The organism is Pectobacterium wasabiae CFBP 3304, from assembly GCF_001742185.1.
In the GTDB taxonomy this organism is placed as follows: domain Bacteria; phylum Pseudomonadota; class Gammaproteobacteria; order Enterobacterales; family Enterobacteriaceae; genus Pectobacterium; species Pectobacterium wasabiae.
On record NZ_CP015750.1, the window covers coordinates 2,976,973 to 2,999,421 of the forward strand.

The 22,449-nt window shown below is 43.6% G+C and carries 24 protein-coding genes and 2 tRNA genes; 11 read left to right on the plus strand and 15 right to left on the minus strand.

The features are described 5' to 3' along the window. Nucleotides 1-4 precede the first annotated feature (4 nt). A complete protein-coding gene (locus tag A7983_RS13515; RefSeq protein WP_005975779.1) occupies nucleotides 5-1,078 on the minus strand; it encodes a site-specific integrase in 1,074 nt (357 codons plus the stop codon). 25 nt (nucleotides 1,079-1,103) lie between these two features. Between A7983_RS13515 and A7983_RS23935 the strand changes: the two genes are divergently transcribed. After that, a tRNA-Thr gene (locus tag A7983_RS23935) sits at nucleotides 1,104-1,215 on the plus strand. 185 nt (nucleotides 1,216-1,400) lie between these two features. Next, nucleotides 1,401-2,615 carry a tyrosine-type recombinase/integrase gene (locus tag A7983_RS13520; protein ID WP_005975781.1) on the plus strand — a complete coding sequence of 405 codons (1,215 nt, stop codon included), beginning with the start codon at nucleotides 1,401-1,403 and terminating at the stop codon, nucleotides 2,613-2,615. A 126-nt stretch (nucleotides 2,616-2,741) separates the two neighbouring features. On the opposite strand, the gene A7983_RS13525 is transcribed toward A7983_RS13520, so the two are convergent. Continuing rightward, entirely contained in the window at nucleotides 2,742-4,001 is a 1,260-nt protein-coding gene (locus A7983_RS13525; RefSeq protein WP_005975783.1) for a tyrosine-type recombinase/integrase, read from the minus strand. 559 nt (nucleotides 4,002-4,560) lie between these two features. On the opposite strand from A7983_RS13525, the gene A7983_RS13530 reads away from it, so the two are divergent. Next, a complete protein-coding gene (locus A7983_RS13530; RefSeq protein WP_005975785.1) occupies nucleotides 4,561-4,761 on the plus strand; it encodes a helix-turn-helix transcriptional regulator in 201 nt (66 codons plus the stop codon). A gap of 134 nt (nucleotides 4,762-4,895) precedes the next feature. On the opposite strand, the gene A7983_RS13535 is transcribed toward A7983_RS13530, so the two are convergent. Continuing rightward, nucleotides 4,896-5,156, minus strand: a complete 261-nt coding sequence (locus tag A7983_RS13535; RefSeq protein ID WP_005975787.1) for a hypothetical protein — start codon at nucleotides 5,154-5,156, stop codon at nucleotides 4,896-4,898. A gap of 19 nt (nucleotides 5,157-5,175) precedes the next feature. Continuing rightward, nucleotides 5,176-6,003: a replication initiation protein gene (locus A7983_RS13540; RefSeq protein ID WP_005975789.1), complete on the minus strand. Its 828-nt coding sequence runs from the start codon at nucleotides 6,001-6,003 to the stop codon at nucleotides 5,176-5,178. A gap of 655 nt (nucleotides 6,004-6,658) precedes the next feature. On the opposite strand from A7983_RS13540, the gene A7983_RS24660 reads away from it, so the two are divergent. Then, entirely contained in the window at nucleotides 6,659-6,793 is a 135-nt protein-coding gene (locus tag A7983_RS24660) for a hypothetical protein (RefSeq protein WP_005975791.1), read from the plus strand. Between the two features lie 168 nt (nucleotides 6,794-6,961). On the opposite strand, the gene A7983_RS23940 is transcribed toward A7983_RS24660, so the two are convergent. The 3 genes from A7983_RS23940 to A7983_RS13550 form a co-directional block, all read right to left on the minus strand. Then, nucleotides 6,962-7,147, minus strand: coding sequence for a hypothetical protein (locus A7983_RS23940; RefSeq protein WP_039477734.1), 186 nt, complete (start codon nucleotides 7,145-7,147; stop codon nucleotides 6,962-6,964). Further along, nucleotides 7,140-7,445, minus strand: a complete 306-nt coding sequence (locus A7983_RS13545) for a hypothetical protein (protein ID WP_005975801.1) — start codon at nucleotides 7,443-7,445, stop codon at nucleotides 7,140-7,142. Before A7983_RS13545 ends, A7983_RS23940 begins: the two co-directional genes overlap by 8 nt. Before the next feature lie 254 nt (nucleotides 7,446-7,699). After that, nucleotides 7,700-7,933 (minus strand): hypothetical protein, encoded by a 234-nt coding sequence (locus A7983_RS13550; protein ID WP_005975805.1) that lies wholly within the window; start codon nucleotides 7,931-7,933, stop codon nucleotides 7,700-7,702. 326 nt (nucleotides 7,934-8,259) lie between these two features. Here A7983_RS13550 and mobQ point away from each other — a divergent pair, with 326 nt between their 5' ends. Together mobQ and A7983_RS13560 are read left to right on the plus strand one after the other, a co-directional pair. Beyond that, nucleotides 8,260-9,087 carry a MobQ family relaxase gene (mobQ, locus tag A7983_RS13555; protein WP_005975807.1) on the plus strand — a complete coding sequence of 276 codons (828 nt, stop codon included), beginning with the start codon at nucleotides 8,260-8,262 and terminating at the stop codon, nucleotides 9,085-9,087. Nucleotides 9,088-9,237: 150 nt separating this feature from the next. Beyond that, nucleotides 9,238-9,615, plus strand: a complete 378-nt coding sequence (locus A7983_RS13560; protein WP_005975809.1) for a hypothetical protein — start codon at nucleotides 9,238-9,240, stop codon at nucleotides 9,613-9,615. A gap of 57 nt (nucleotides 9,616-9,672) precedes the next feature. Here the strand turns inward: A7983_RS13560 and A7983_RS13565 are convergent, their stop codons facing one another. The 5 genes from A7983_RS13565 to A7983_RS13585 all read right to left on the minus strand — a co-directional run bounded on the left by A7983_RS13565 (nucleotide 9,673) and on the right by A7983_RS13585 (nucleotide 13,614). Further along, nucleotides 9,673-9,981: a hypothetical protein gene (locus A7983_RS13565; RefSeq protein ID WP_005975811.1), complete on the minus strand. Its 309-nt coding sequence runs from the start codon at nucleotides 9,979-9,981 to the stop codon at nucleotides 9,673-9,675. Nucleotides 9,982-10,041: 60 nt separating this feature from the next. Continuing rightward, nucleotides 10,042-10,560: a hypothetical protein gene (locus tag A7983_RS13570; RefSeq protein ID WP_005975813.1), complete on the minus strand. Its 519-nt coding sequence runs from the start codon at nucleotides 10,558-10,560 to the stop codon at nucleotides 10,042-10,044. Nucleotides 10,561-11,067: 507 nt separating this feature from the next. Further along, complete coding sequence (locus A7983_RS13575) at nucleotides 11,068-11,979, minus strand: J domain-containing protein (protein ID WP_005975815.1); 912 nt, start codon at nucleotides 11,977-11,979, stop codon at nucleotides 11,068-11,070. Between the two features lie 95 nt (nucleotides 11,980-12,074). Next, entirely contained in the window at nucleotides 12,075-13,355 is a 1,281-nt protein-coding gene (locus tag A7983_RS13580; RefSeq protein ID WP_005975816.1) for a tyrosine-type recombinase/integrase, read from the minus strand. 183 nt (nucleotides 13,356-13,538) lie between these two features. Then, nucleotides 13,539-13,614, minus strand: a tRNA-Phe gene (locus A7983_RS13585). Nucleotides 13,615-14,120: 506 nt separating this feature from the next. Between A7983_RS13585 and A7983_RS24665 the strand changes: the two genes are divergently transcribed. Then, the gene (locus A7983_RS24665) at nucleotides 14,121-14,252 is read left to right on the plus strand and encodes a hypothetical protein (RefSeq protein WP_257785295.1); all 132 of its coding nucleotides are present in this window, start codon (nucleotides 14,121-14,123) and stop codon (nucleotides 14,250-14,252) included. A 231-nt stretch (nucleotides 14,253-14,483) separates the two neighbouring features. After that, the gene (locus A7983_RS13590) at nucleotides 14,484-16,637 is read left to right on the plus strand and encodes an ornithine decarboxylase (RefSeq protein ID WP_005975818.1); all 2,154 of its coding nucleotides are present in this window, start codon (nucleotides 14,484-14,486) and stop codon (nucleotides 16,635-16,637) included. Nucleotides 16,638-16,902: 265 nt separating this feature from the next. Here A7983_RS13590 and ansP read toward each other — a convergent pair whose 3' ends face one another. Then, nucleotides 16,903-18,336, minus strand: a complete 1,434-nt coding sequence (ansP, locus tag A7983_RS13595) for an L-asparagine permease (protein WP_005975820.1) — start codon at nucleotides 18,334-18,336, stop codon at nucleotides 16,903-16,905. Between the two features lie 127 nt (nucleotides 18,337-18,463). Between ansP and A7983_RS13600 the strand changes: the two genes are divergently transcribed. Further along, complete coding sequence (locus A7983_RS13600; protein ID WP_005975822.1) at nucleotides 18,464-18,682, plus strand: hypothetical protein; 219 nt, start codon at nucleotides 18,464-18,466, stop codon at nucleotides 18,680-18,682. Here the strand turns inward: A7983_RS13600 and A7983_RS13605 are convergent. Then, nucleotides 18,649-19,389, minus strand: a complete 741-nt coding sequence (locus tag A7983_RS13605) for an SDR family oxidoreductase (RefSeq protein ID WP_039477723.1) — start codon at nucleotides 19,387-19,389, stop codon at nucleotides 18,649-18,651. The two genes, A7983_RS13600 and A7983_RS13605, sit on opposite strands and share 34 nt — an antisense overlap. 64 nt (nucleotides 19,390-19,453) lie before the next feature. Beyond that, complete coding sequence (locus A7983_RS13610) at nucleotides 19,454-20,086, minus strand: TetR/AcrR family transcriptional regulator (RefSeq protein WP_005975826.1); 633 nt, start codon at nucleotides 20,084-20,086, stop codon at nucleotides 19,454-19,456. A 288-nt stretch (nucleotides 20,087-20,374) separates the two neighbouring features. On the opposite strand from A7983_RS13610, the gene A7983_RS13615 reads away from it, so the two are divergent. Both A7983_RS13615 and A7983_RS13620 read left to right on the plus strand, forming a co-directional pair. Further along, entirely contained in the window at nucleotides 20,375-21,583 is a 1,209-nt protein-coding gene (locus A7983_RS13615; protein WP_005975829.1) for a Tm-1-like ATP-binding domain-containing protein, read from the plus strand. A gap of 15 nt (nucleotides 21,584-21,598) precedes the next feature. Then, on the plus strand, nucleotides 21,599-22,429 hold the full coding sequence (locus A7983_RS13620) for a phosphoenolpyruvate hydrolase family protein (protein ID WP_005975831.1): 831 nt from the start codon (nucleotides 21,599-21,601) through the stop codon (nucleotides 22,427-22,429). Nucleotides 22,430-22,449: the final 20 nt, after the last annotated feature.

The following is a 22,449-nucleotide window of genomic DNA, read 5'->3' on the forward strand; positions in this document are numbered from 1 at the left end:
ATCCTTATTTCAATTTTAACGCCAAATTTTCAGCTTTGGGGTGATAGTATCGCATTAGCATTCTTGGATCTTTATGTCCTGTAATTTTGGTTAGCTCATGCATAGGGAAAATTTCAGCAAGTCGAGAAGTTGCTTCATGTCGAAGGTCATGAAACCTTAAATTTTTAAGGAAAGATTCATTGCATAATGAGTTTGCTTTCTCGTACCTTTCTCTGGCACGTTTTACAGCTCGGTCAAAAGCTCTGGTAATCGCGTCTGCACGCATATTGAAAACCTTATCAGCAGTTTGCTCAGAATGTTCCTTAAGACTGGACAGTATCGTAATAGCTTTGGTTGATAAAGGGACATCGCGGGCATTGCCATTCTTAGTATCTGGCAGATGTGCAACTCGCCTATCAAGATCGATAAAGCGCCATCGGAGTTCTGCAATTTCGCTACGGCGCATGGCTGTTTCTAACGCCAGAAGAACGATTGCTGGCAATACTGATGAATGTGTTGCCGCAATGATATGGTCTATCTCCGTGGTTATTTCTTTCTTTGGCGTCACAACGGTTTTATCTGGTGACACCGGCAGCGTTTCCAGGCGTCTGGTTCTTGCATTCTTCGGCTGGGGTTTACGGATGACTTCTACAGGGTTCAGCAGGCTCTCCATGCCCCATTCTTTACGCGAAACATTGAAAACATGAGACAGTAACGCCAACCGCCTTAAAACGGTTGCAGGAGCATAGATTTTCAACCATTCATCCCTCAGCTTGGCGACATCAGCACTCCTGATGCTGGCCATATAGTTTTTCGCCAACTGAGTGCCTTTTAGTATCCGCACCAAAGATCGGTCTTGCACTGCCCCTTTTTTGTCGGGAACAATCTCTTTTTCATAGCGCGTTAGGGCTTCATACAATGTTGTAGATTCCGCTTCGCTGCGGCTAAGCCAAACACCTCTCGCCATTTCTGACTCGATCATTTTGGCCCAAGCTTCTGCTTCCACTTTGGTGTTAAAGGTTTTGGTTTGAGAGGGAAAACCACGTTTGCGGATTTGAGCTTCCCATTGGTAATTACCACGTTTGCGTATAGTCGCCATTTCTGTCTGATTCCTAACGAACTGTGGCAATATTGTGGCAAAAAATTCATTTAAATTCGATAAGTATTGATTTTACTATATCAATTTACGCATTCGTAATGCGAAGGTCGTAGGTTCGACTCCTATTATCGGCACCATCCTATCTATTTTAATGTCTCCCTAAGTCTACTAAAACACCCTTATAAACCCTTCAAACCCTTATAATACGCGGTTTCACGGCCCTTATTGTCTCTGCTCGTCTACTCGCGTTCACAGAAATCTACGGTGAGTTGGGGGCATCGCTGGGGGCATATCGTGTTCGGTCTAGAGGATATGCCCCCAAATGAAGCTCAATGCCAGACAGGTAGAGACTGCCAAGCCCAAAGATAAACCCTACAAGTTAGCGGATGGTGGGGGCATGTATCTGGAGGTGTTCCCTAACGGCACCAAAAGCTGGCGCATGAAATACCGGATCGCAGGTAAAGAAAAACGTGTGGTGTTTGGCGTCTACCCGACCATTACCTTAGCCGATGCCAGAAGCAAAAGAGATGATGCTAAAAAGCTGTTGGTTAATGGGGTTGATCCGAGTGCGTTTAAGCAAGAAAGCAAACAAGCCCACATCGAAGAAGTGAAAAACACCTTTCAAGAAATTGCGCTCGAATGGCACTGCATGAAAGTGAAGAAATGGTCTGCGGGGTATGCCTCAGACATTCTTGAAGCGTTCAACAAAGACGTCTTCCCGTTCATTGGTCAACGTCCTGTTGCAGACATCAAGCCGTTGGAACTGCTAAACGTGCTTAAAAAGATGGAAGACAGGGGTGCTACCGAGAAAGCCAAAAAAGTGCGCCAACGCTGCGGCGAAGTGTTTCGCTACGCCATCGTGACAGGCAGAGCCGAGTATAACCCCGCACCAGATCTCACCAGTGTCATGCAAGGGCATGAGTCTACACATTATCCATTCCTGACCACTGAAGAGCTTCCTGCCTTTTTTAAAGCCCTTGCTGGCTACTCTGGTAGTGAATTGGTGGTGTTGGCCGCCCGACTAATGATCATTACTGGTGTTCGAACGGGTGAATTACGCGGTGCGTTATGGTCTGAAATCGATACTGATAAAGCGCTATGGGAAATTTCTGCTGAACGCATGAAAATGCGGCGTCCTCATATCGTTCCTCTATCCGTGCAGGCATTGGAAATTATTGAAAAAATCAGGGCAATGGCGGGTAATTTCCCTCTATTATTCCCTGGTCGTAATGATCCAAGTAAAACTATGAGCGAAGCCAGTATCAATCAGGTATTTAAGCGAATTGGTTATACCGGCCGCGTTACGGGGCATGGATTCCGTCATACCATGAGCACTGTTCTTCATGAACAGGGCTATAACTCCGCATGGATTGAAACCCAGCTTGCTCACGTTGATAAGAATGCTATCCGTGGCACCTACAACCATGCGCAATATCTCGATGGCAGACGTGAGATGCTGCAATGGTATGCCGACTATATGGCAAACCTTGAGAAAGGCGGCAATGTGGTGCATGGGACGTTTAATCGGCGTGGGTAAGCCAGTGATCTTGGTGCGTAAGAAACGGTTGGCAGAATGCCCGAATGGTTTTACGACATACGACAACGCTCCTGACGGGTTTTCTATCACATAGAAAGTCCGTCAGGAGCCAACAAGCGCAGCGCGTTAGCCAGCCGTATAACTTCGCGCATAAATATACGGTGCGACATATCCTTCACGGTTGACGTCCAGATAATCCGACCACCATTGCATCATTTCGATTCTGGCTTCCAGATGCTCCGCTTTATGCACATAAGCCGCCCGCACGCCGTTGCGTTCTTTGTGGCTCATCTGTCGCTCAATGGCATCCTTTGACCAGCGCCCGGACTCGTTCAGGGCGCTACAAGCCATAGTTCTGAAACCATGCCCACAGATTTCGGTTTTGGTGTCATAGCCAATTACGCGCAATGCTTTGTTGATGGTGTTTTCACTCATCGGCTTGTTCAGAGTATGTGCGCCCGGAAAAACGAAGACCGATTCGCCGGAAAGCGCCTGAATCTGTTTCAGCAGGGCGACTGCCTGCCGTGACAGCGGCACCAGATGTTCATCCTTCATCTTGGCTCCGCGTTCTGAGAACCTCACGCCGTTTACCGCTTCTCGCTGGGCGGGTACGCTCCAGATATGTGCTTTCAGATTGAATTCATTCCAGCGGGCAAAACGCAGCTCACTGGAGCGCAGAAAAACATGCAGATTCAGCTCCAGCGCCAGACGGGTGAGCATCCGGCCTTTGTAGTTTTCCATCTTCGCCAGCAGTTCAGGCAGGCGTTTTAGCGGCAGGGCGGGGTGATGTTGGGTCACCACCGGGGTCACGACACCGTCCAGATCGTAAGCCGGATTGTATTTGATGACGCCCTGTTGTACGGCGTGGCGCATGATTTTGGTTAGATGCTGGCGTACCCGTCCGGCGACGTCATGCACGCCTTTGTCGTCAATCGCCTTAACCAACTGCGCCAGATGGCGGGTTTCAACCTGCGCGATATCCATCGCACCAATGGTGGGGAAAACGTAGCGTTTCAGGCAGATGAGAATTTTATCGGCGTGGGCGTCCGACCAGAGCTTAAGGCAACTGCTGTGCCATGCAGTGGCGACATACTGAAAGGTGCGGGATTCATCAACGGCGGGGTTGTTCGTTTTGCGAAGTTGGGAAGGGCTGATGCCGGATGCCAATAGCTTACGCGCCGCATCGCGTTTTTCACGGGCTTCCGCCAGCGTAGTCTGAGGATAGGGACCAAAGGCCAGACGGTTTTCTTTACCGCCGAGGCGATAGCGGAAATACCATAACTTAGCGCCGCTGGTAGATACCGTGAGGTACAGGCCTTGCGAATCAGTGAGCTTATAAGATTTTGCGAGAGGTTTCGCAGATCGGACTTTGCTGTCAGTTAACATATGAGGGTCACTCCCGTTCATCGAACTGAATGACCCACAATCTGACCCACAAATTCCCCGATACGAAGGGATAAATCAAAACGCATCGGAAAAGATTTTCACGCCAACTTATTGAATCGCAACAACATAGGGATTGATAAGGAGGCATAAAAAAGGAAAGGTGGTGCCGGACTCGGAATCGAACATCACCATACCTCATTGATTTTTATAGACAAGAATTGTATATGATATTTTTTACCAGCTTATTTTTACCAACAAATCATAACGTATGTCAATTTAAATCAATGATTTACTTAGCACCTCTGCAGTAGACACGGTTAGACGGTAAGTGCGAAAAGCAGTAGAGATCTACTCGCTTGTATACCATTTTTATACACTAGAATATAAAAGCACTTTTTGCTAAAAATAATAACTATATGTTTTTTAATAATATTTTATGTGTGTTTGTGGATTGTATCTTAACTTTTATATTAAGGCTATATTTTTTTAAATTTACTTATTGATTATTACTCTCAAAATATAAGATAATAGCATCTCCAAAATAATAGAGAGGAATTATATGAAAGAAACAAAAAGACTTATTAGGTTAAAAGAGGTGATCGATAAAACTGGCTATTGCAGGGCATGGATCTACAGACTAATTAAAAATAACAGTTTCCCCGCTCCGGTAAAAATTGGTGAGAGATCTATTGCTTTCGTCGAAAGCGAAGTTGATCAATGGATCGATAGCAAAATCTTAAATTCACGTAAAGCCGCCTAAAATCATTATTAGCTATTTTATTTATACTTAATAAATTTGTTTTTGAAGTATAAAAATTCAAAAATAGAGCGAAAGCTAAATATGAAAAACACAAGCAATTAAAATAATACAAACCACCACTGTGGCTTGTATTATTACTGTTGTTTATGTAATAAATACCTCCTGTAATATGCGATAGCACTGTTTTGAGTTGTATTCATTATTTCTGCAATTTTTTTCCATTTTAATCCCGACTCTCTTAAGCTAAAAGCGAGATTTCGTTTCTCTTCGGCCTCTTTTTCGTATTCTTCACGAGGTAAAGAAATGTATCTTTTTACTGTCGAAACCGATACGAAAAATTTTTTTGCCATCTCTTTTTGTGTTATTGGCCTTTTAATCCTCTTCTTTACTATCATAACTCCTCCAAAAATTTAATTAGTTCTTTTGTTTTTCTTGGTGCTGTGTTTTCCTTGCCCGAGCAGACTGTATTTCAGAAAATCGACCTTGGGAAAAATTTTGCCATGTCCATTTGCAAATACTTTTGCAAATTTGGCTCACTTCACTATGCGATAACAGATCGTTAACATTACAATGGTTATTCAACATTATCGCGCGAGAAAGCATATGCTCATAAAAATCAAGGTATTTTTTGTTCGCTTTATATTTTAAAACATCTTTGTAAGATATAACCCTTAAATCTTCAAATAAATTAACATTACGGCCTAAGCCATATACTGGACTTGTTTTGGTATTTTTAGTGATTATAGTATCAGGCACAAAATCTGCTAAATAATCTAAATTATATGCTGGTATATTTGTCCAGGTAGTTCGCCATTCATTTATATTGGTAGGGTTTTTTATTAAAATATCTGCATAGGCTCTGTCCGCATCCAGTCTTTCCGTGAAACCTCGCTGAACAATTGAGGCTAATCGCAACGGCTTCATTCTTGCTGAGTCAGCCTTCAGGACAGGGTTTTTTAAGGCATAGAGTAGGTGTGCGTGACCGTTTTTTGTATTTTGAATTATTATATTAGGTTTAGGTAAATTTGCTAAATCCCAAGCAATGGCTCCATTTTTATGGTCTACATCGAAAACCAGACCATTTATAAAGGACTTATTATTAAAAGCAATGTATTTTTTTAATAGTGCTTTATCTTTGAGTGCTTTGTAAACACCATTATTAAAATTATCGCAGCACAAGGCGTATTTTTGGATTTTATTTTCAAATTTTTCTTTATTATATATATCTTGTTTTAATAGCATTTTAAATTTCCTTTTGGTAATTACTCCTTTGATAGTTAGTAAAATTTTTCAAATATGAGTCTTGTTGTTTTTTTATTTTTAATAATGCATTTAAAAATATTGTCAAGTGGCCCATAAGCCATTTCAGATATTAATGTTTTATTTGGTCTTATTTTTATAAAGCAAAGCAATATATTTATTTTAATTATGTTGTTTGTTGGTTTGTTAATTAATTTTATATTTATAAATTTAAATTAAAAAACAATATGGAAATAGAGATAACTGATAGGTTTTATATGGTTTTTTATAATTGTTTTATAAGTTAGTAAGGTATGATTTTGGAAGTGATCTGAAAATCATTAATGGAAATAATACCTAATGTTTTTTGAGAATTTTTTTTAAATTTAATTTTTATTAAACGGGATCTGATTTTTCTAATGTAAAAATTATTTTAATCTTCTTAACAGGTGGAAAGCTCACTTTTTTTCCTTCCACCTTTCCTAGTGTGTGGGCGTTCCAGCCGTCAAGTGGAGCATCGCTTCGCTCCAACTTCAAAACCAAAACAAAAAAACCGGAACAAGTTCCCCCTTTACCCTTACGGGCGCTACCGCCCATTTGACAATTTTAAAAAATGACTTATTTGGTGGGTATACCCAATAAAAAAAGGAGAATTACTATGTTTAGTTTTGCGATAGCGGCGGGAATATTATGTTTTATTGTTTATTTGTTAGAAATGGCATTTAAAAGCGTAGCAAGTGGAATAAGTAGCAGTATTAAAAAATACGGCCAAGACGGGGATGAAAACCAATAAACCAAAACCCCAACCCCCAACCCCCAACCCCGCTTAACAGGTGGAAGGCTCGCTATGCGAACCTTCCACCTTTGTTTAGTGTGTTAGGTCGTTTCGCGCCGTAAAGTGTTCGCTACGCCCCAGCAAGCTGGGCACTTGACTGCACTACTCTCCCAAAAAAAAGCCAATTTAAGGCCAATTTAATAAAATAGATGGGTAAAATTTTGAAATAAGCATTATTAATATTAAAACCACACTTACAGCATTAATTAATAAAAAATAATCGCTTTTAAATATTGCCGCTAATGCAACACCGCCGCCAATAACAAGTAAAAAAAAACCGAACCATCCAGATTCAAGAAATATACTAATCATTTTTTTCTCTTGCATTAACTTTTGCTATTTTTTTTACTTTTCGTTCGCTAATTTCTTTATCACCCCACTTCAAAATATCACTTCTGAATTTATCATTTTTGTAATTAAAAATTGATAATAAGCTAATTACCTTATGCAAATTATCTATGCCTGGAATGTCATATTTTAATATTTCTGCGGTTATTAGACGCATGTCTTTTAATTTTTTTTCTTTCTCTATCTTTTTTTGCTCACTTTCTATTTTCGCCAATTCTATTTTTAACCTTTCTTTCTTTTGCTGCAAACTTAACTTTGCCATAATAATCATTCTCCAATATTTTATAATTTTCAACTTCTTCTATTTCTTTTTCTTTTTTAAATAAAAAACGAATAAACTTAATTATTTTCATCCTTTTTTTAATCTCACTTTGTTTTCTATGTTTACAAAAAAAACATTTTGAACCTGCATTAAATATTCATTGCCAAATTCTTCATACTTCTTTTTATCCACACAAAAATAAGCTGTATAAGGTTCGTTGTAAAAATCTTTTAATTCAAGCCTCAATCGTTCATTTAATATATATTTTGTTTTTCTATACTGAGTTTTTGTTTTAAAAAACACTTAAAATAACCTTTAAATATATTTAACTCTACATCAGATGGTTCTGTTTTTATTTTTCCATCGTCGTTTGAAAATATACAATAATTATTTTCTTTCAGGTATGAGGTGTAAAAATTAAATATACTATTAGCAGTAACATCCAATGCATCGAAATCTTGCGCGAGAGCGTTTGTTTTTATATTCATTTTATTTTCCTTTTTTTATTGGGTATACACGTTAATTAGGTTATTTATTTATATTGTCAATGCTGGTATTTACTTTTATTTTTTTTTGGTTATTTGCTTTTATATAAATGTTTTATTTTTTTGCTGTGCGTTAGTAAAACTACAAATGCCCACTTATACATTGCCCTTCGGTCAATGTGTGGTCTCCTGCCGAGGGCTAGGCTACCGCCCTATCGCCGCTTAAGCGGCAATATGTAAGCCTGGCTCCGCGAATCTGGCGCAACGCTGGAGAGGCTTACAGCAAACAAAACACCGAGCACACTAACGCCGAGAGGGGAGGGCACACGATGGCCATTTTTCATTTAAGTTTTAAAATATTAAAAAGAAGCGAAGGAAAAAGTTCTTTATATCTTGCAGCTTATAACTCCAGAACGAGATTAAAAGACGAAAGAACAGGTTTGATTTTTAATTACGAAAAGAAAAAAGAAGACTTAATGCATAGTGATATTTTATTACCACCCAATGCACCCGAAAGCTTTAAAAATAGATCCGTTTTATTTAATGCCATTGAGTCCATTGAGGCGCGAAGGGATTCGCAGCTCGTCAGATATTTTATCGTAGCCTTGCCCAGAGAATTAACATTAACCCAAAATAAAGAATTAATTACAAACTACATAAATAAAAACTTTATTAAAAAAGGCATGTGCGCCGATTTAGCCATACATAACGATAAAGATAATAACAACCCACACGCACACGTTATGTTAACAATGCGTGAAGTAAACGAAGCTGGTTTTTTACCTACAAAAAATAGAGACTGGAACGACAAAAAAAACGTAGAAATATGGCGCAGAAGCTGGTCTGTTTTAGTTAACAAAAAACTTAGGGAAAATAACAAAAATGAATATGTTAGCAATTTGTCTTTTTTGAGACAAAAAGAGTTACTAATTAATAAAGAAAAAGAGAATTTGGAAAATGGAGAAATTGATAAAGCAGAAAAATACATTAATACATACATACACAATAAAAACAAAACAGCAAAAAAAAGGATTTCCCGTAAAAAATTTATCGGCAATAAAAAATTAAAAACCTACGCTGATTCAGCGGATGGTAAATATATTATGACTAAATACAAAAGGGAGGTAAAAAACAAACCAGCAAAGAGAGTAAATTAAAGTTGCTTTTTAATAGCTTATTAATTAAGTTTAATAACGCAGTAAAAACAAAAAAACAAGAAACACCAAAAAAAATATCTGAGGACGATTTTTTAAAGAAAATGAAACCAGATGAGTATATTGAAAACGTAAAAAAAGAGGATTTAAATTATGCAAAAAATATTATTTGGAACGACGAGAGAAGGGTTAGAAATAACAACATACCAAACAACAAATTTAGAATTTGATTATTTAAATAAAAAATATAGAATTGAGATATATATAAAACAAAGAAATGATGCAGAAAAAATAAAAGAGGCATTGAAAGAGGGTAAGGTTTTTACGCCAGAAAAAAAAGAAGTGATATACAAAATAAAAAATATAGAGTTAGTAGTTAAATCACCATTTTCTAAAATTAAAACTTCCGCCGACAGAGAAAGTGTTTTTAATTTCGACGGTGTAAATTATAGTGCCATTATTTGCGCTTTTAGCGTCGAAGAAGAATTAAAAAGGCTAAAAGAAATAGAAAAAGAAAATGAAGATTGGTAATAAAAAAGGTGGTGTACGTAAAATATACACCACCGTTAAAAATTAACGATGAAAATTTTATCGGTACCAAACTACTTTATTTATTTTAAATAACGCCCTTATTATTGCAGGGAGAAACATTACGAAAAAGAAAACAACAAAACCTACAATAAAACCAACAAGCGCAAATGTTTGTATACCTATGTACATTCCACAAGCAAAGCCCACAATAAGGCCGAACATACCAGTAAGACCTAAGGTTGGTTTTATTTTTTCTAGGGCCCTTTTAAAATGGCCTTGAAATGTAGTTTCTTTTTCGGCATTACAGTTGGGGCACACGGTAGCATCATCATTGACAACGCTTTTGCAAAATGGGCAGATTGTCATAATATCCTCTTTCTTAAAATCACATAAAATCAATTTGGGATAAAGTTATAATTATATCTTCTACTTGCTTACAATCTGAGCTGGCGATAATGATATTTGGTTACTCGCTAAACCAACATTATCAATTCCTATGATCCCTTTAACTGTAATCATATTACCAACATTGTATTTTTTTAGAGCATCATGTTTAACAAATACACCTGCCTTACATTCGCTATATCCACTGGAGATAATTCCAGAGTCAAAAATAAAAACAGCTTCTGTGCCTTTAAAATTTGGATCTCCACCAAATAGTGGTCCGGATTCAGCTACGTTAATTATTTTTTCTGTAAGTTCAACATATTTACCATTCCATTTTTCTTCGGCCATATATTGGTTCTTTTTAAAATCCAAACAAATTATTTTTAAGGATGTTTTGGTAAGGGATTTTTCATCTAATTCATTTTTCTTTGAATTAGCAATGTTTGATATTGAAAGTTTATTTAGTTCGCCTGATAACGAATTATATGAGCTTTGCAGTTGTTGGCAACCCGATAAAATAAAAGAAGAGAGTAGAAAAAGTCTGGTAATAATTTTCATATTAAATACTCCGTAATAACAACGCTAGTCCCCATCATGCAAACCTCCTTTAAGTGAGTCTTACTTTCCGCGCGAAAGGATAGCATCAAATAGCAACTTCTCAACAAAAATGATCGATAAAAGAGATCAATAAATAATTATTGATAGTTTTTAACGATTAAATTGTGGTTCATCGATCGGTGTTTTGATTGGTTATCTCGATCGATAAAAAAATAACGATAGTTTCTGGCTATTGTTTTTCCTGTTTTGATCGTTTTAAGCGATATTGGCATGGCGTTATTTAATTGTTTTGTGTCAGATGATTACGGAGATTGTTTGCTGTATAGATTGGTTTTACACAGTATGCAGGCTTCTCTGGGTAGGAGAATTTCTGGTCAGAGGATGGCCAACAGCGAATAGTTGAATGATACAGAACGGCAGCGCACGCTGTTTTTTGGGTGGGGAGATAATGCCTTTGTATTGGTGGGGGCGCGGAGGAGCCATCCCACCTGCAGTAATTTTAGTATTTTAAAACTGTGATGCAGGTAATGTTGAAAAATGTGTATTGCCATTAATTACAGGATAAAAAGTTAACGAATTATCACTATATTCTATTCCTGTTGTGGTTTTTCTTTCAATCATAGTTATTGGTTCAGATATTTGAACGCATCCAGTTTTTATATTTTGAGTTTTAACTCTATATATTCCTACTGGGATTTTTTCGAGGACGGCATAATTTCCGGCAGGAATAAAAACATCTCGTAAGAATTTTGAAGTGTTTTTATCTTGTTCAAATGTGAATCTAACATATATGTCTTCATTGTTTCTGGTGTTGTCTAATGTTAGAGATGATAATCCATTGCGTCTATCTTTTTGATTGAAAATAGTTGGGGTAATAGGCCACTTTCTATTTTTTACAGACGCATTGCATATATTACTGCTGTTAACAAAAGTTTTTTGTTTTGATGGTTCGATAATCTGTGAGTTATCGTTTTTATTATTTGTTAAGCTAACAGATGTTTTGAATATACCACTTATTATCGCGTATGCGACAAACCCTATCACACATAAACCAAATCCTAACCTTAATAATGAAAATATAGAAAATATAAGATCAATTGTTTTGGTTATGAATGAATTCTTATCATTTTTCACTTTTTGTGTCGGTGTCGATATTTTTGTCTGTGCATTTTGTTTTAATGTTGCTTCAGCCCTTTCTCTCCATGTTTCTTTTATAATCCAAGAGTCATGTTCCTTTCTTTTTTGTGGATCACTTAAAATTTCATATGACGAGTTAATAATCTGCATTATTCTGGCGGCATCGGGATTATCTTTATTTATATCTGGATGATATTTTTTTGCCAATGAACGATAAGCTGCTTGTATTACCTCTATTGGAGCATCTTTTGAAACCTTTAGGTTATCGTAATGTGTTCTCATTTTTTTTCATCTATTTTTATAAAATGACATGACTTTTTATATCATAAGTTATGTGGTCTTTTCTATCATGACCACATAACATCATGAATTTAAGGTTATTTATGAGATTCACTCATTGAAAATTCAAAAGGCATGATATGTTTATCCTTATTAGCATCCAAATAATCAGCCCACCATTGAAGCATAAGCCTACGTTGCGTAATATGCTTTGCTTTGTGCGTATAAGCTGCACGAACGTTATTTTGTTCTTTATGACTCATTTGCCTTTCTATGGCGTCTTCTGTCCAGATACCGGACTCAACAAGGCTACTACAAGCCATCGTGCGGAAACCGTGGCCGCATATATCTTTTTGAGTGTCATAACCCATAAGCCGCAATGCTTTATTAACGGTATTCTCGCTCATAGGTTTACGATAATCATGACAACCGATAAATATCAAACCCTCACCATCGCTAATATCATAACTAATCTCTTTTAGCTCTTTCAATATATCAATGGCTTGATGACTCAACGGCACATAATGAGGTATGCGCATTTTAGATCCTCGCTCAGAAAATCTAACGTTTTCGATCTCGTCTCTTTCTGGCGGGATAATCCATAAAGCATTTTTAAAATCTATTTCAGGCCAACGAGCGAAGCGTAGTTCACTCGACCGAATAAAAACTAATAAAGTGAGTTTTAAAGCTAATACAGTGAGCCTACGGCCTTTATACGCATCTATACGACTTAAAAGATCAGGTATCTGCTCAAGTTCAAGCGCTGGGTAATGCGTTCTTTTAGGTGTGATTAACGTGCCGCCAAGTTCATTAGCGGGATTATGGGTAATCATATCTTCCTGAACGGCATAACGCATAATAGCGGTAATACGTTGTTTTAAACGTGAAGCGGTTTCGTGTTGGCCTTTAGCTTCAATTTTACGCAAGGGGAGAAGCAGATCGCGAGTGGTTAGTTTCGTAATATCTTTTGAACCAAGAGCCGGGAAAAGATGATTGATAAGACTGTTTAGAATCCGTTCGCTATGTTGAGGTATCCACCGCTCACTGACAGACATTTTTTTGTGCCAGGCCCGCGCAACAGCTTCAAACGTGAAATCTCCGCACTCCTCAGCTTTTACAGCTTTTTTTTGCTGTAGTGGGTCAACACCGCAACCTAACAGTGTTTTCATTTCTATGAGCTTTGTACGAGCTTCTGAGAGCGATATAGAAGGGTAAGTGCCAATTGAGAAGACTTTTTGCTTACCATCATAGCGATAGGCAACCTGCCAATACTTCGACCCGTTAGGATGCACCAGCAGATATAGCCCCTTTCCATCAGATAGCTTGATCTGCTTGTTGGAAGGCTTGGCGTTTTTTACAGCAATATCAGTTAAGCGCATAGCAAGCCCCCTTGTGCAAATGTTGGTAAAAATCTCATCGAACTGAGTTTACCAACTTTTTTACCAACAAAATGGGAGCGCTGCCAGTAGATTTTAACGGACAGTAGTAGACAAGCGGAAGGGGGTAACTTGTTGACTTTACAAAGCAAAACGGACGTCAGTAGACGTCCGTTCCTAAATGATTGGTGCCCGGACTCGGAATCGAACCAAGGACACGAGGATTTTCAATCCTCTGCTCTACCGACTGAGCTATCCGGGCAACGGGGCGCATTAAACCGTATTGGCCGCGTGGCGTCAACGGGTTTCTGTCACAAAGCGGAGCGTCTGCGCTATTTTCAGGCAATTGTATTATTTGCTAGCCGATTCCTGGCGATCCTTTCAGCACGCTTATACCCGTCATACTTCAAGTTGCATGTGCGTTGGCTTCGCTCAGTCACCCGAATCACTTACCTGAGTAAGCTCATCGGGACTCCTTTCCTTGCCGCGTTATTCGGCCTTAGGCCTCATCCCTTCGGGATCAGCGCAAGCGCTGTTCAAAAACGCCTCGTCGTTTTTGTCCTGAAACTCGAATTATTTAGGGTATAGCGCGGTAACGTTTCTTCCTGATACGCACGGCATGTTTCGTTGCACTTTTACCGCGCTGAGTGCAGGCGGCATTGTTGAATTTGATGAAGAATAATGCCACTATTGCGCGGTTTTTAACGTCTCGTTCACCTGAACGCCCCTTTAAGCGTAGTTAGCGTATAGCTAAAGAGGATCACCGATATGTCAGATTCATTGCTCATGGCGCAAAATGTTCGTGCCAGCTCGTTGATGACGTTGTTGCGTGTTTCTTCTTACCATCACTGCGCGGTTTACTTTTCTTCCTGTCGATTATCCCTCTTCACCATGCGGTGAGGCGTTCGTTCGCTCGCTGTTAGGCATGAGTAAAAATAGAGTGCTGCTCTGCTTTTACTGATGTCTATCGGATGGTGCTGGCTCCAGTTTTTCCATTCTTAGCCTACAGTTTACCTGTAGGGATCATACGCTTGTCGTTATTGATTGGCATTGTGATTGGTCGGGATTGTTATCCCTGAACGGTGTCTTCTAGGCACGTACACTTACCCTTAACCGTTTGGGTTTGGTTACATGAAACAGTTAAAAATTGCGGCGAATGCAGCGGTTGCCACCCGTTTAATCACAACGCGTGAGATTGTCGCGTTGAGTCAGACTGACTTCACTGATGTGGCGGCGGTCGTGGTTTCTATTGAGGAAGCCCGTAGCGGTATTCTGTCGATATTGCAGCACACCGGTTTTAGCATTCCGGCGTTTGTCGAAGAGCCTGATGAAGATAAAGAGTTAGATGTTCTGCCTGTGGGTGGTGAATGGCTGATCATCGATGATGAAGGCGAGCACGCAAGCGTGCTGGAGCGTGCGGCGAAAGCCTATCAAGATGCGCTGCTGCCGCCGTTTTTCGATACGCTGACCAAGTACGTCAAAATGAAAAATACGACGTTTGCCTGTCCAGGGCATCAGGGAGGCCAGTTCTTTCGTAAGCATCCGGCGGGGCGTCAGTTTTTTGAGTTTTACGGCGAGAACGTTTTTCGTTCGGACATCTGTAACGCTGACGTCAAACTGGGTGATTTACTGATCCATGAAGGAGCGGCGAAGAAGGCGCAGAAGCACGCTGCGCGCGTGTTTAATGCTGACAAGACCTATTTCGTGTTGAACGGTACTTCCTCTGCGAACAAAGTGGTGACGAACGCGCTGCTGGCGCGTGGCGATCTGGTACTGTTTGACCGTAACAATCATAAATCTAACCACCATGGTGCGCTGATTCAGGCAGGGGCGACGCCGGTCTATCTGGAAACCGTGCGCAATCCGTTCGGCTTTATCGGCGGCGTAGATGCGCACTGTTTTGATGAGACCTATCTGCGCAAGCTGATTGCGGAAGTCGCGCCGGAACGCGCCAACGAGCCGCGCCCGTTCCGTCTGGCCGTGATCCAGCTCGGCACCTATGACGGCACGATTTATAACGCACGTCAGGTCGTCGATAGTATCGGGCACCTGTGTGACTACATTCTGTTTGACTCTGCCTGGGTCGGTTACGAGCAGTTTATCCCGATGATGGAACAGTGCTCGCCGCTGTTGCTGGATCTGAATGAAAACGATCCGGGTATCTTCGTCACCCAATCGGTGCATAAGCAGCAGGCGGGCTTCTCCCAGACTTCGCAGATCCACAAAAAAGATACGCATATCAAAGGGCAGCGTCGTTTTTGCAACCATAAGCAACTGAATAACGCCTTTATGCTGCACGCGTCGACTAGCCCGTTTTACCCGCTGTTCGCCGCGTTGGATGTCAATGCCAAAATGCACGAAGGAGCGAGCGGACGTCGTATGTGGATGGACTGCGTGAAGTTGGGCATTGAGGCGCGTAAACAACTACTGACGCGCTGTTCTCTCATCAAACCGTTCGTGCCTGTCACGGTCGGCGGCGCGCTCTGGCAGGATCACGATACAGAGACGATCGCGCAGGATGTGCGTTTCTTCAATTTTGAGCCGGGCGAGAAATGGCACGCGTTTGAAGGGTACGCAGAGGATCAGTATTTTATCGATCCCTGCAAATTGTTGCTGACGACGCCGGGTATTGATGCGGTTAGCGGCGATTACACCGAGTTTGGTATTCCGGCGACGATCCTTGCCAACTATCTGCGTGAGCATGGCATTATCCCTGAAAAATGCGATATGAACTCGATCCTGTTCCTGCTAACGCCAGCGGAAGATGCTGCAAAAATGCAGGAACTGGTGAATGCGCTGGTGCATTTCGAAACACTGATTGCCCGCGATGCGCCGCTGAGTGAAGTGTTGCCCAGCCTGTATCAGAAATACAAAGAGCGTTACCGTGGTTACCGACTGCGTCGGTTGTGCCAGGAAATGCATGATTTTTACGCCCAGCACAACGTGAAAGATCTGCAAAAAGCAATGTTCCGCAAAAGCGAATTTCCGTCTGTGGTGATGCTGCCACAGGATGCCAACAGAGAATTTGTACGCGGGAATATCGAGTTGATTCCTATCGATGAAGCGGAAGGACGTATCGCGGCGGAAGGGGCATTGCCGTATCCACCAGGCGTACTGTGTGTTGTGCCGGGTGAAACTTGGGGCGGGGCGGTACAGCGCTATTTTCTGGCGCTGGAAGATGGGATTAACCTGCTGCCCGGCTTTTCGCCGGAATTGCAGGGTGTTTACAGCGTTGCGGAAGAAGATGGCAGCAAACGGCTGTACGGTTACGTGGTAGAAGAGTAATTACATTTATCTTCAGACCGTTGACAAGCCTATTTACCGAATGAAAACGGGAGTAACGGAATAGAAGAGTAAAGCGTTTGTGCCAGGAATGGCGCAAGCCGAGCTTACAGGGACGTACTTGCAGCGTCTTTACGATCTATCCGTTACTCCTGCTCTACGGACTTTGTCAGTAACCTCAAACTCAGGCTCGGAAACGGGCCTGAGTTTTTTATTTCTTAAAGCAAGATGATTTCTTATCGCAGGACCGCTAACGCAGGCTGGATCCCTATTGGTTGGCGAGTTTCACCGCTTCATGCTGCTTTTTCAGACCGCGCCAGCCGATGATCAACATGATTGTCAGCACTGGAATCGTTGCAATCGTCCAGGTGCCGTTCGGGTAATCAAACGCCATCAGTCCCAACACACTGACTAAAAAAGCCAGTGTCAGCCATGATGTCACAGGTGCACCGGGCATTTTGAACGCAACTGGTTTGGCTTTCCCCTGACGAATTGCTTTACGCAACTGCATCTGGCACAGAATGATGAACGCCCAGGAGCAGATAATGCCGAGCGAGGCGATATTCAGGACGATCTCGAACACTTGCGACGGCACCACGTAGTTCAGCACCACACCGATAATGTGGATGCAGACCGTCACCAAAATACCGGTATAGGGTACGGACTGTTTGCTCATTTTCGACAGGAAAGCGGGCGCGGAACCACCCAGCGACAGCGAGCGCAGAATGCGACCGGTCGAATAGAGACCGGAGTTCAGGCTGGACAGCGCAGCGGACAGTACTACGATGTTCATAATCGTTCCGATATAGGGAACACCCAGCTTGCTGAAGAAGGTCACAAACGGGCTTTGCCCTGCCTGATACGCGTTCCACGGCAGCAGGCAGACCAACAGTGCGACGGAACCGACGTAGAACAGACCGATACGCCAGATAACGCTGTTGACGGCTTTCGGCAGTACCTGCTCCGGATTTTTACATTCGCCCGCCGTTGTCCCGATGATTTCGATACCGGCAAAGGCAAATATCACGCCCTGAACCAGCACCAGCGCGGGCAGAATGCCGTGCGGGAACAGGCCACCGTTATCGGTAATCAGATGCAGGCCGGGCGTGTTGCCATCCAGCAGGCTGCCGGTGCCGAGATAGACCGTGCCGACCACCAGAAAAATGGCGATGGCCGCGACCTTAATCAGTGCGAACCAGAATTCCATTTCAGCAAACCACTTCACGCCAATCAGATTCATCAAAGTGACAATAGATAGCGCACCCAACGCGAATAGCCACTGTGGCACATCGGCAAACGTGCCCCAGTAATGCATGTAGAGGGCGACGGCGGTGATGTCGACAATCCCGGTCATCGCCCAGTTGAGGAAGTACATCCAGCCCGCCACGTAGGAGGCTTTTTCACCCAAAAACTCACGCGAATACGAAACGAAACTGCCGCTGGTGGGGCGATGAACGATCAGCTCGCCCAGCGCGCGCAGGATGAAAAAAGAGAAAATGCCGCAAACCAGATAGACCAGCGCCAGTGCTGGGCCCGCCATTTGCAAACGTGCACCCGCACCAAGAAACAGCCCGGTGCCGATGGAGCCGCCAATCGCGATCATCTGCACGTGGCGGTTGCCGAGACTTTGGTGATAACCCTTTTCGTGGAGGTTCTGCTGAGCGGTATGATGCTCGCTATGAGGGGAGGAATGTTGTGTCATTGATGTCGATGTTTTCCTGTCTGTCACGCATCCTATGGTGATGCGTTCGCTATGATTATTTAAAATTCAAATGGTTACATTTTTACCTGCGGCGTTTTTTTATTGTGCATCGAGCGTGGTAAGCCGCATGGCTGAGAACAACGGCAGCGATGCTACCTTTTCCTATGTTCTGTGGCAAAAAAATGGAGAGAAGGAAAGTGTGTCAGGGGATGATAGCGTATGGGATGTGCGGTGCGTTAGACGGGGAGAATTTCGCCGCCCCGGTAATGCGATGGATATCCAGGGCGGGATGAACAGCAAAAAGATGACGGGTTACAAACTGATATCCGCGCGCGTTGGCCCTTGAAAATGGATGGCGTTGATATGACAGCTACGCGGCTGGGTGAGGGCAAAACGCATCGCTTCCCATATTGAGCGGGCATTCAGCAAGTGCTCACCCATTTTTTCTCCGCTAGCGGGATACTCATCAAAGCCGGTAACTTCAAAATCTGGCGGATAAAACCCTGTCACGCGAATATTTTCCTGTGCGACATGATGTGCCAGATTCTGGCTAAAACCGCTCATGCCGTGCTTGGCGGCGAAGAAGGCGGGGTGGGCGATAGAGTCGTTGAACTGCGGGATGCCGCAGACGGAAACCATAGCCAGAATATCGGCACTCTGTGAACGGCGTAAGCTCGGCAATAGCGCTTTGGTGAGCAGGATAGAGCCGGTCAGGCCGGCGTTGATGGTGCTGACGATATCTGTATCGGCATCTTCTTCTCCCAATGCGCCTTCCAGCCATTGCGCTGCGCTTAGCACGAGAATATCGACGGGCGTGCTGTCGTCCAGCAATCGTGCGGAAAAATCTCTGACTGAATCGGGGTTGGCAATATCGCATTGATAGGCGCAAGCCGTGCCGCCTTCCCGATGAATGATATCCACGCTGGTCTGCGCGTCGGCCTGTTTGCGGGCGCAAAGATCGACTGTCACCCCTTCGCGAGCTAGCCAGACGGATACCGCTTGTCCAAAGTCGCGACCGCCGCCAGTGACAATCGCGCGTTTACCTTTCAGCATCATGTGTTTCCTCAACGTCTGTTCTTCTGTTTCTGCGCATCGGGATACCGCATCAATGTGTTCGCTATATTTTCGGTGAGTCGGCCTGCGCGGCGGCATCTTCTTCCGCCTGCCGTAAAATGGCTTTGGCGACCCACTGCGTGACATCCTGAATGCTATCTTCTTCCAGATTCCAGATATCTTTCAGCACCAGAAAAACCTCGGAACCATAAATGAGGGATAAGGCATAGATCACTCGCTGTTGTGCCTCTGGCGTGATTTTTCCTTCTAGCGGTTCGGTGGCGATCTTGAGCAGACGTTTACGATTGCCGCGTGTCAGCGTATCGGAATGCAGTCGGTTAGAACGGCGGTCGGCCCACTGTTGAAGCGAAAGGTGCAGCGCTGCACGCAGCGCACCTTCATGCTCCAGCATCCTTGGGTAAGCAAAACGCAGCAGTTCGGCAACGCGTTCGCTGGCATCCGGTTGTGTCGGGTGCCACGCAAGGATGGGACCAAGGCTTTCGCCCACAACGGCCGAGACTAACGCACTTTGCGTCGGAAAATAGCGGTATGCCGTCGCGCGTGAAAGCTGAGCTGCAGCGGCAACATCAGTAATGGAAGGGAATATACCTTGATCGAACATATTCATGGCGGTATCGATCAGTAAACGACGGGTTTTCGCCCGTGTTGATGTCAGTTTTTCATCCTGTTCAATCACATAGACCTCATTGAATTTTCGGGCCGGAAGCTATCAGGCAGCACGGCGTTATCGCCTGAACTATAGCAAATTGAGTGATTCTTGTGCCACGTCAAGCTTTCTTACTGGTAATGTGTAGTCATACATAACATTTTGAGACTTTTGTCTCATTTGAGTATTTAATGATTTGTCTTTCTGATACTCAAGTCTCAATATGGCGACAAATTAATCTTGTCTGTTTTTGGTTTCTTGTAATTGTTATTTATATCAATCTGTTAATTGTTTCGCTAACGGTGGGAGGGATACCAAGTGGGAAGTGAAGTTGGCAGTGTTTATATTGCAAGTACAACGGATACTAAAGGAAAAGAACAGGTTTATGTCCGCGAGCTGATTGCCGCGACGGGCTTGAAAACTGTTACGGTCGATCTGTCAACGCATTCGCGGATGTCGGATGCAACAGATATCAGCGCAGAAACGGTGGCATCTTACCACCCGCAGGGCGTATCGGCGGTATTTTGCCATGACCGAGGGCAGGCGATTAGCGCCATGGCCGTTGCATTTGAGCACTTCATGCTGTCCCGTGATGATATTGCCGGTGTGCTTGGGCTTGGCGGTTCCGGCGGTACGGCGCTGATAACGCCCGCTATGCAGGCGTTACCCATTGGAATGCCGAAGTTGATGGTCTCAACGATGGCCTCTGGCGATATCTCCGGTTACATCGGTGCCAGCGATATCAGCATGATGTATTCCGTTACCGATGTCGCAGGTCTGAACCGTATTTCTCGTCAGGTTCTTGGCAACGCCGCGCACCAGATTGCTGGAGCCGTGAAGTTTCATATTCAGGAACATCATGAAGATAAGCCCGCGATTGGCCTGACCATGTTTGGTGTCACGACGCCGTGTATTCAGAAAGCCAGTGAATTGCTGGAGGCAGAGTTTGACTGTCTGGTCTTCCACGCGACGGGTAGCGGCGGAAAAGCGATGGAAAAGCTGGTGGATAGCCATTTGCTCACTGGCGTGCTCGATCTCACCACGACCGAAGTGTGTGATTTACTGTTTGATGGCGTGCTGGCCTGCGGGCTGGAACGATTTGATGCGATAGCCAATACGCGAGTGCCTTACGTGGCGTCCTGTGGGGCGCTGGACATGGTGAATTTTGGCTCTCCTGCCAGCGTGCCGGAGAAATACGCACATCGCCTGTTCTACAACCACAACGCGCAGGTCACTCTGATGCGTACCACGATAGACGAAAACATCGCGATGGCGCGCTGGATTGGCGAGAAGCTTAACCGTTGTGAAGGCGAAGTGCGTTTCCTGATCCCGGAAGGCGGCTTCTCCGCATTGGATGCGCCGGATCAGGCATTCTGGCACCCCGAAGCGCGTGACGCGTTTATCAGCACGTTGGAGAGCATTGTCCAGCAAACGGCAAGACGACAGATTATTCGTCTGCCTTTCCATATTAACGATCCTTTATTTGCCCACGCGGCTGTTGATGCGTTCCGGGCGTTAGTGAAGTAACAGGGAGAAAGCATGATGTCAGGCATAAATCGTCAGGAACTGCTGGCAAAATTCCGCGAAATGATCGCCCGCCGTGAGCCGATTATCGGTGGTGGTGCGGGAACGGGGCTTTCCGCAAAATGTGAAGAAGCGGGTGGCATCGATCTGATCGTGATCTACAACTCTGGGCGCTATCGTATGGCGGGAAGGGGGTCGCTTGCTGGCTTGTTAGCTTATGGCAACGCGAATGAAATCGTCGTGGATATGGCGAAAGAAGTGCTGCCAGTTGTAAAGCACACGCCGGTGCTGGCGGGGGTGAATGGCACCGATCCTTTTTGCCAGTTTGATAAGTTTCTGGATGACCTGAAAGCGTTGGGTTTCTCTGGCGTGCAAAACTTCCCAACCGTGGGGCTGATTGACGGTAATTTCCGCGCCAATCTGGAAGAAACTGGCATGGGGTATGCGCTGGAAGTGGACATGATTCGTCTGGCGCATGAAAAAGACATGCTGACTACGCCCTATGTGTTCAGTGCAGAAGATGCGGTTGCGATGACGAAAGCGGGGGCGGATATCATTGTGCCACACATGGGGTTAACGACTGGCGGCAATATTGGAGCGGAAACCTCGCTTAATCTGGCGGATTGCGTTCCGTTGATTAACCACTGGGCGGATGCAGCAAAAGCCGTGCGTAAGGATGTGATTGTGCTGTGCCACGGCGGGCCGATTTCAACGCCGCAGGATGCACAGTTCATTATGGATCACTGCCCGCAGTGTGATGGTTTTTACGGTGCCAGCTCCATGGAACGGCTACCGACAGAAATAGCGTTAACGGCTACGACACAGCAATTCAAAAAAATTAAGCGTTAATAGACTTTTTTGGCTCTATA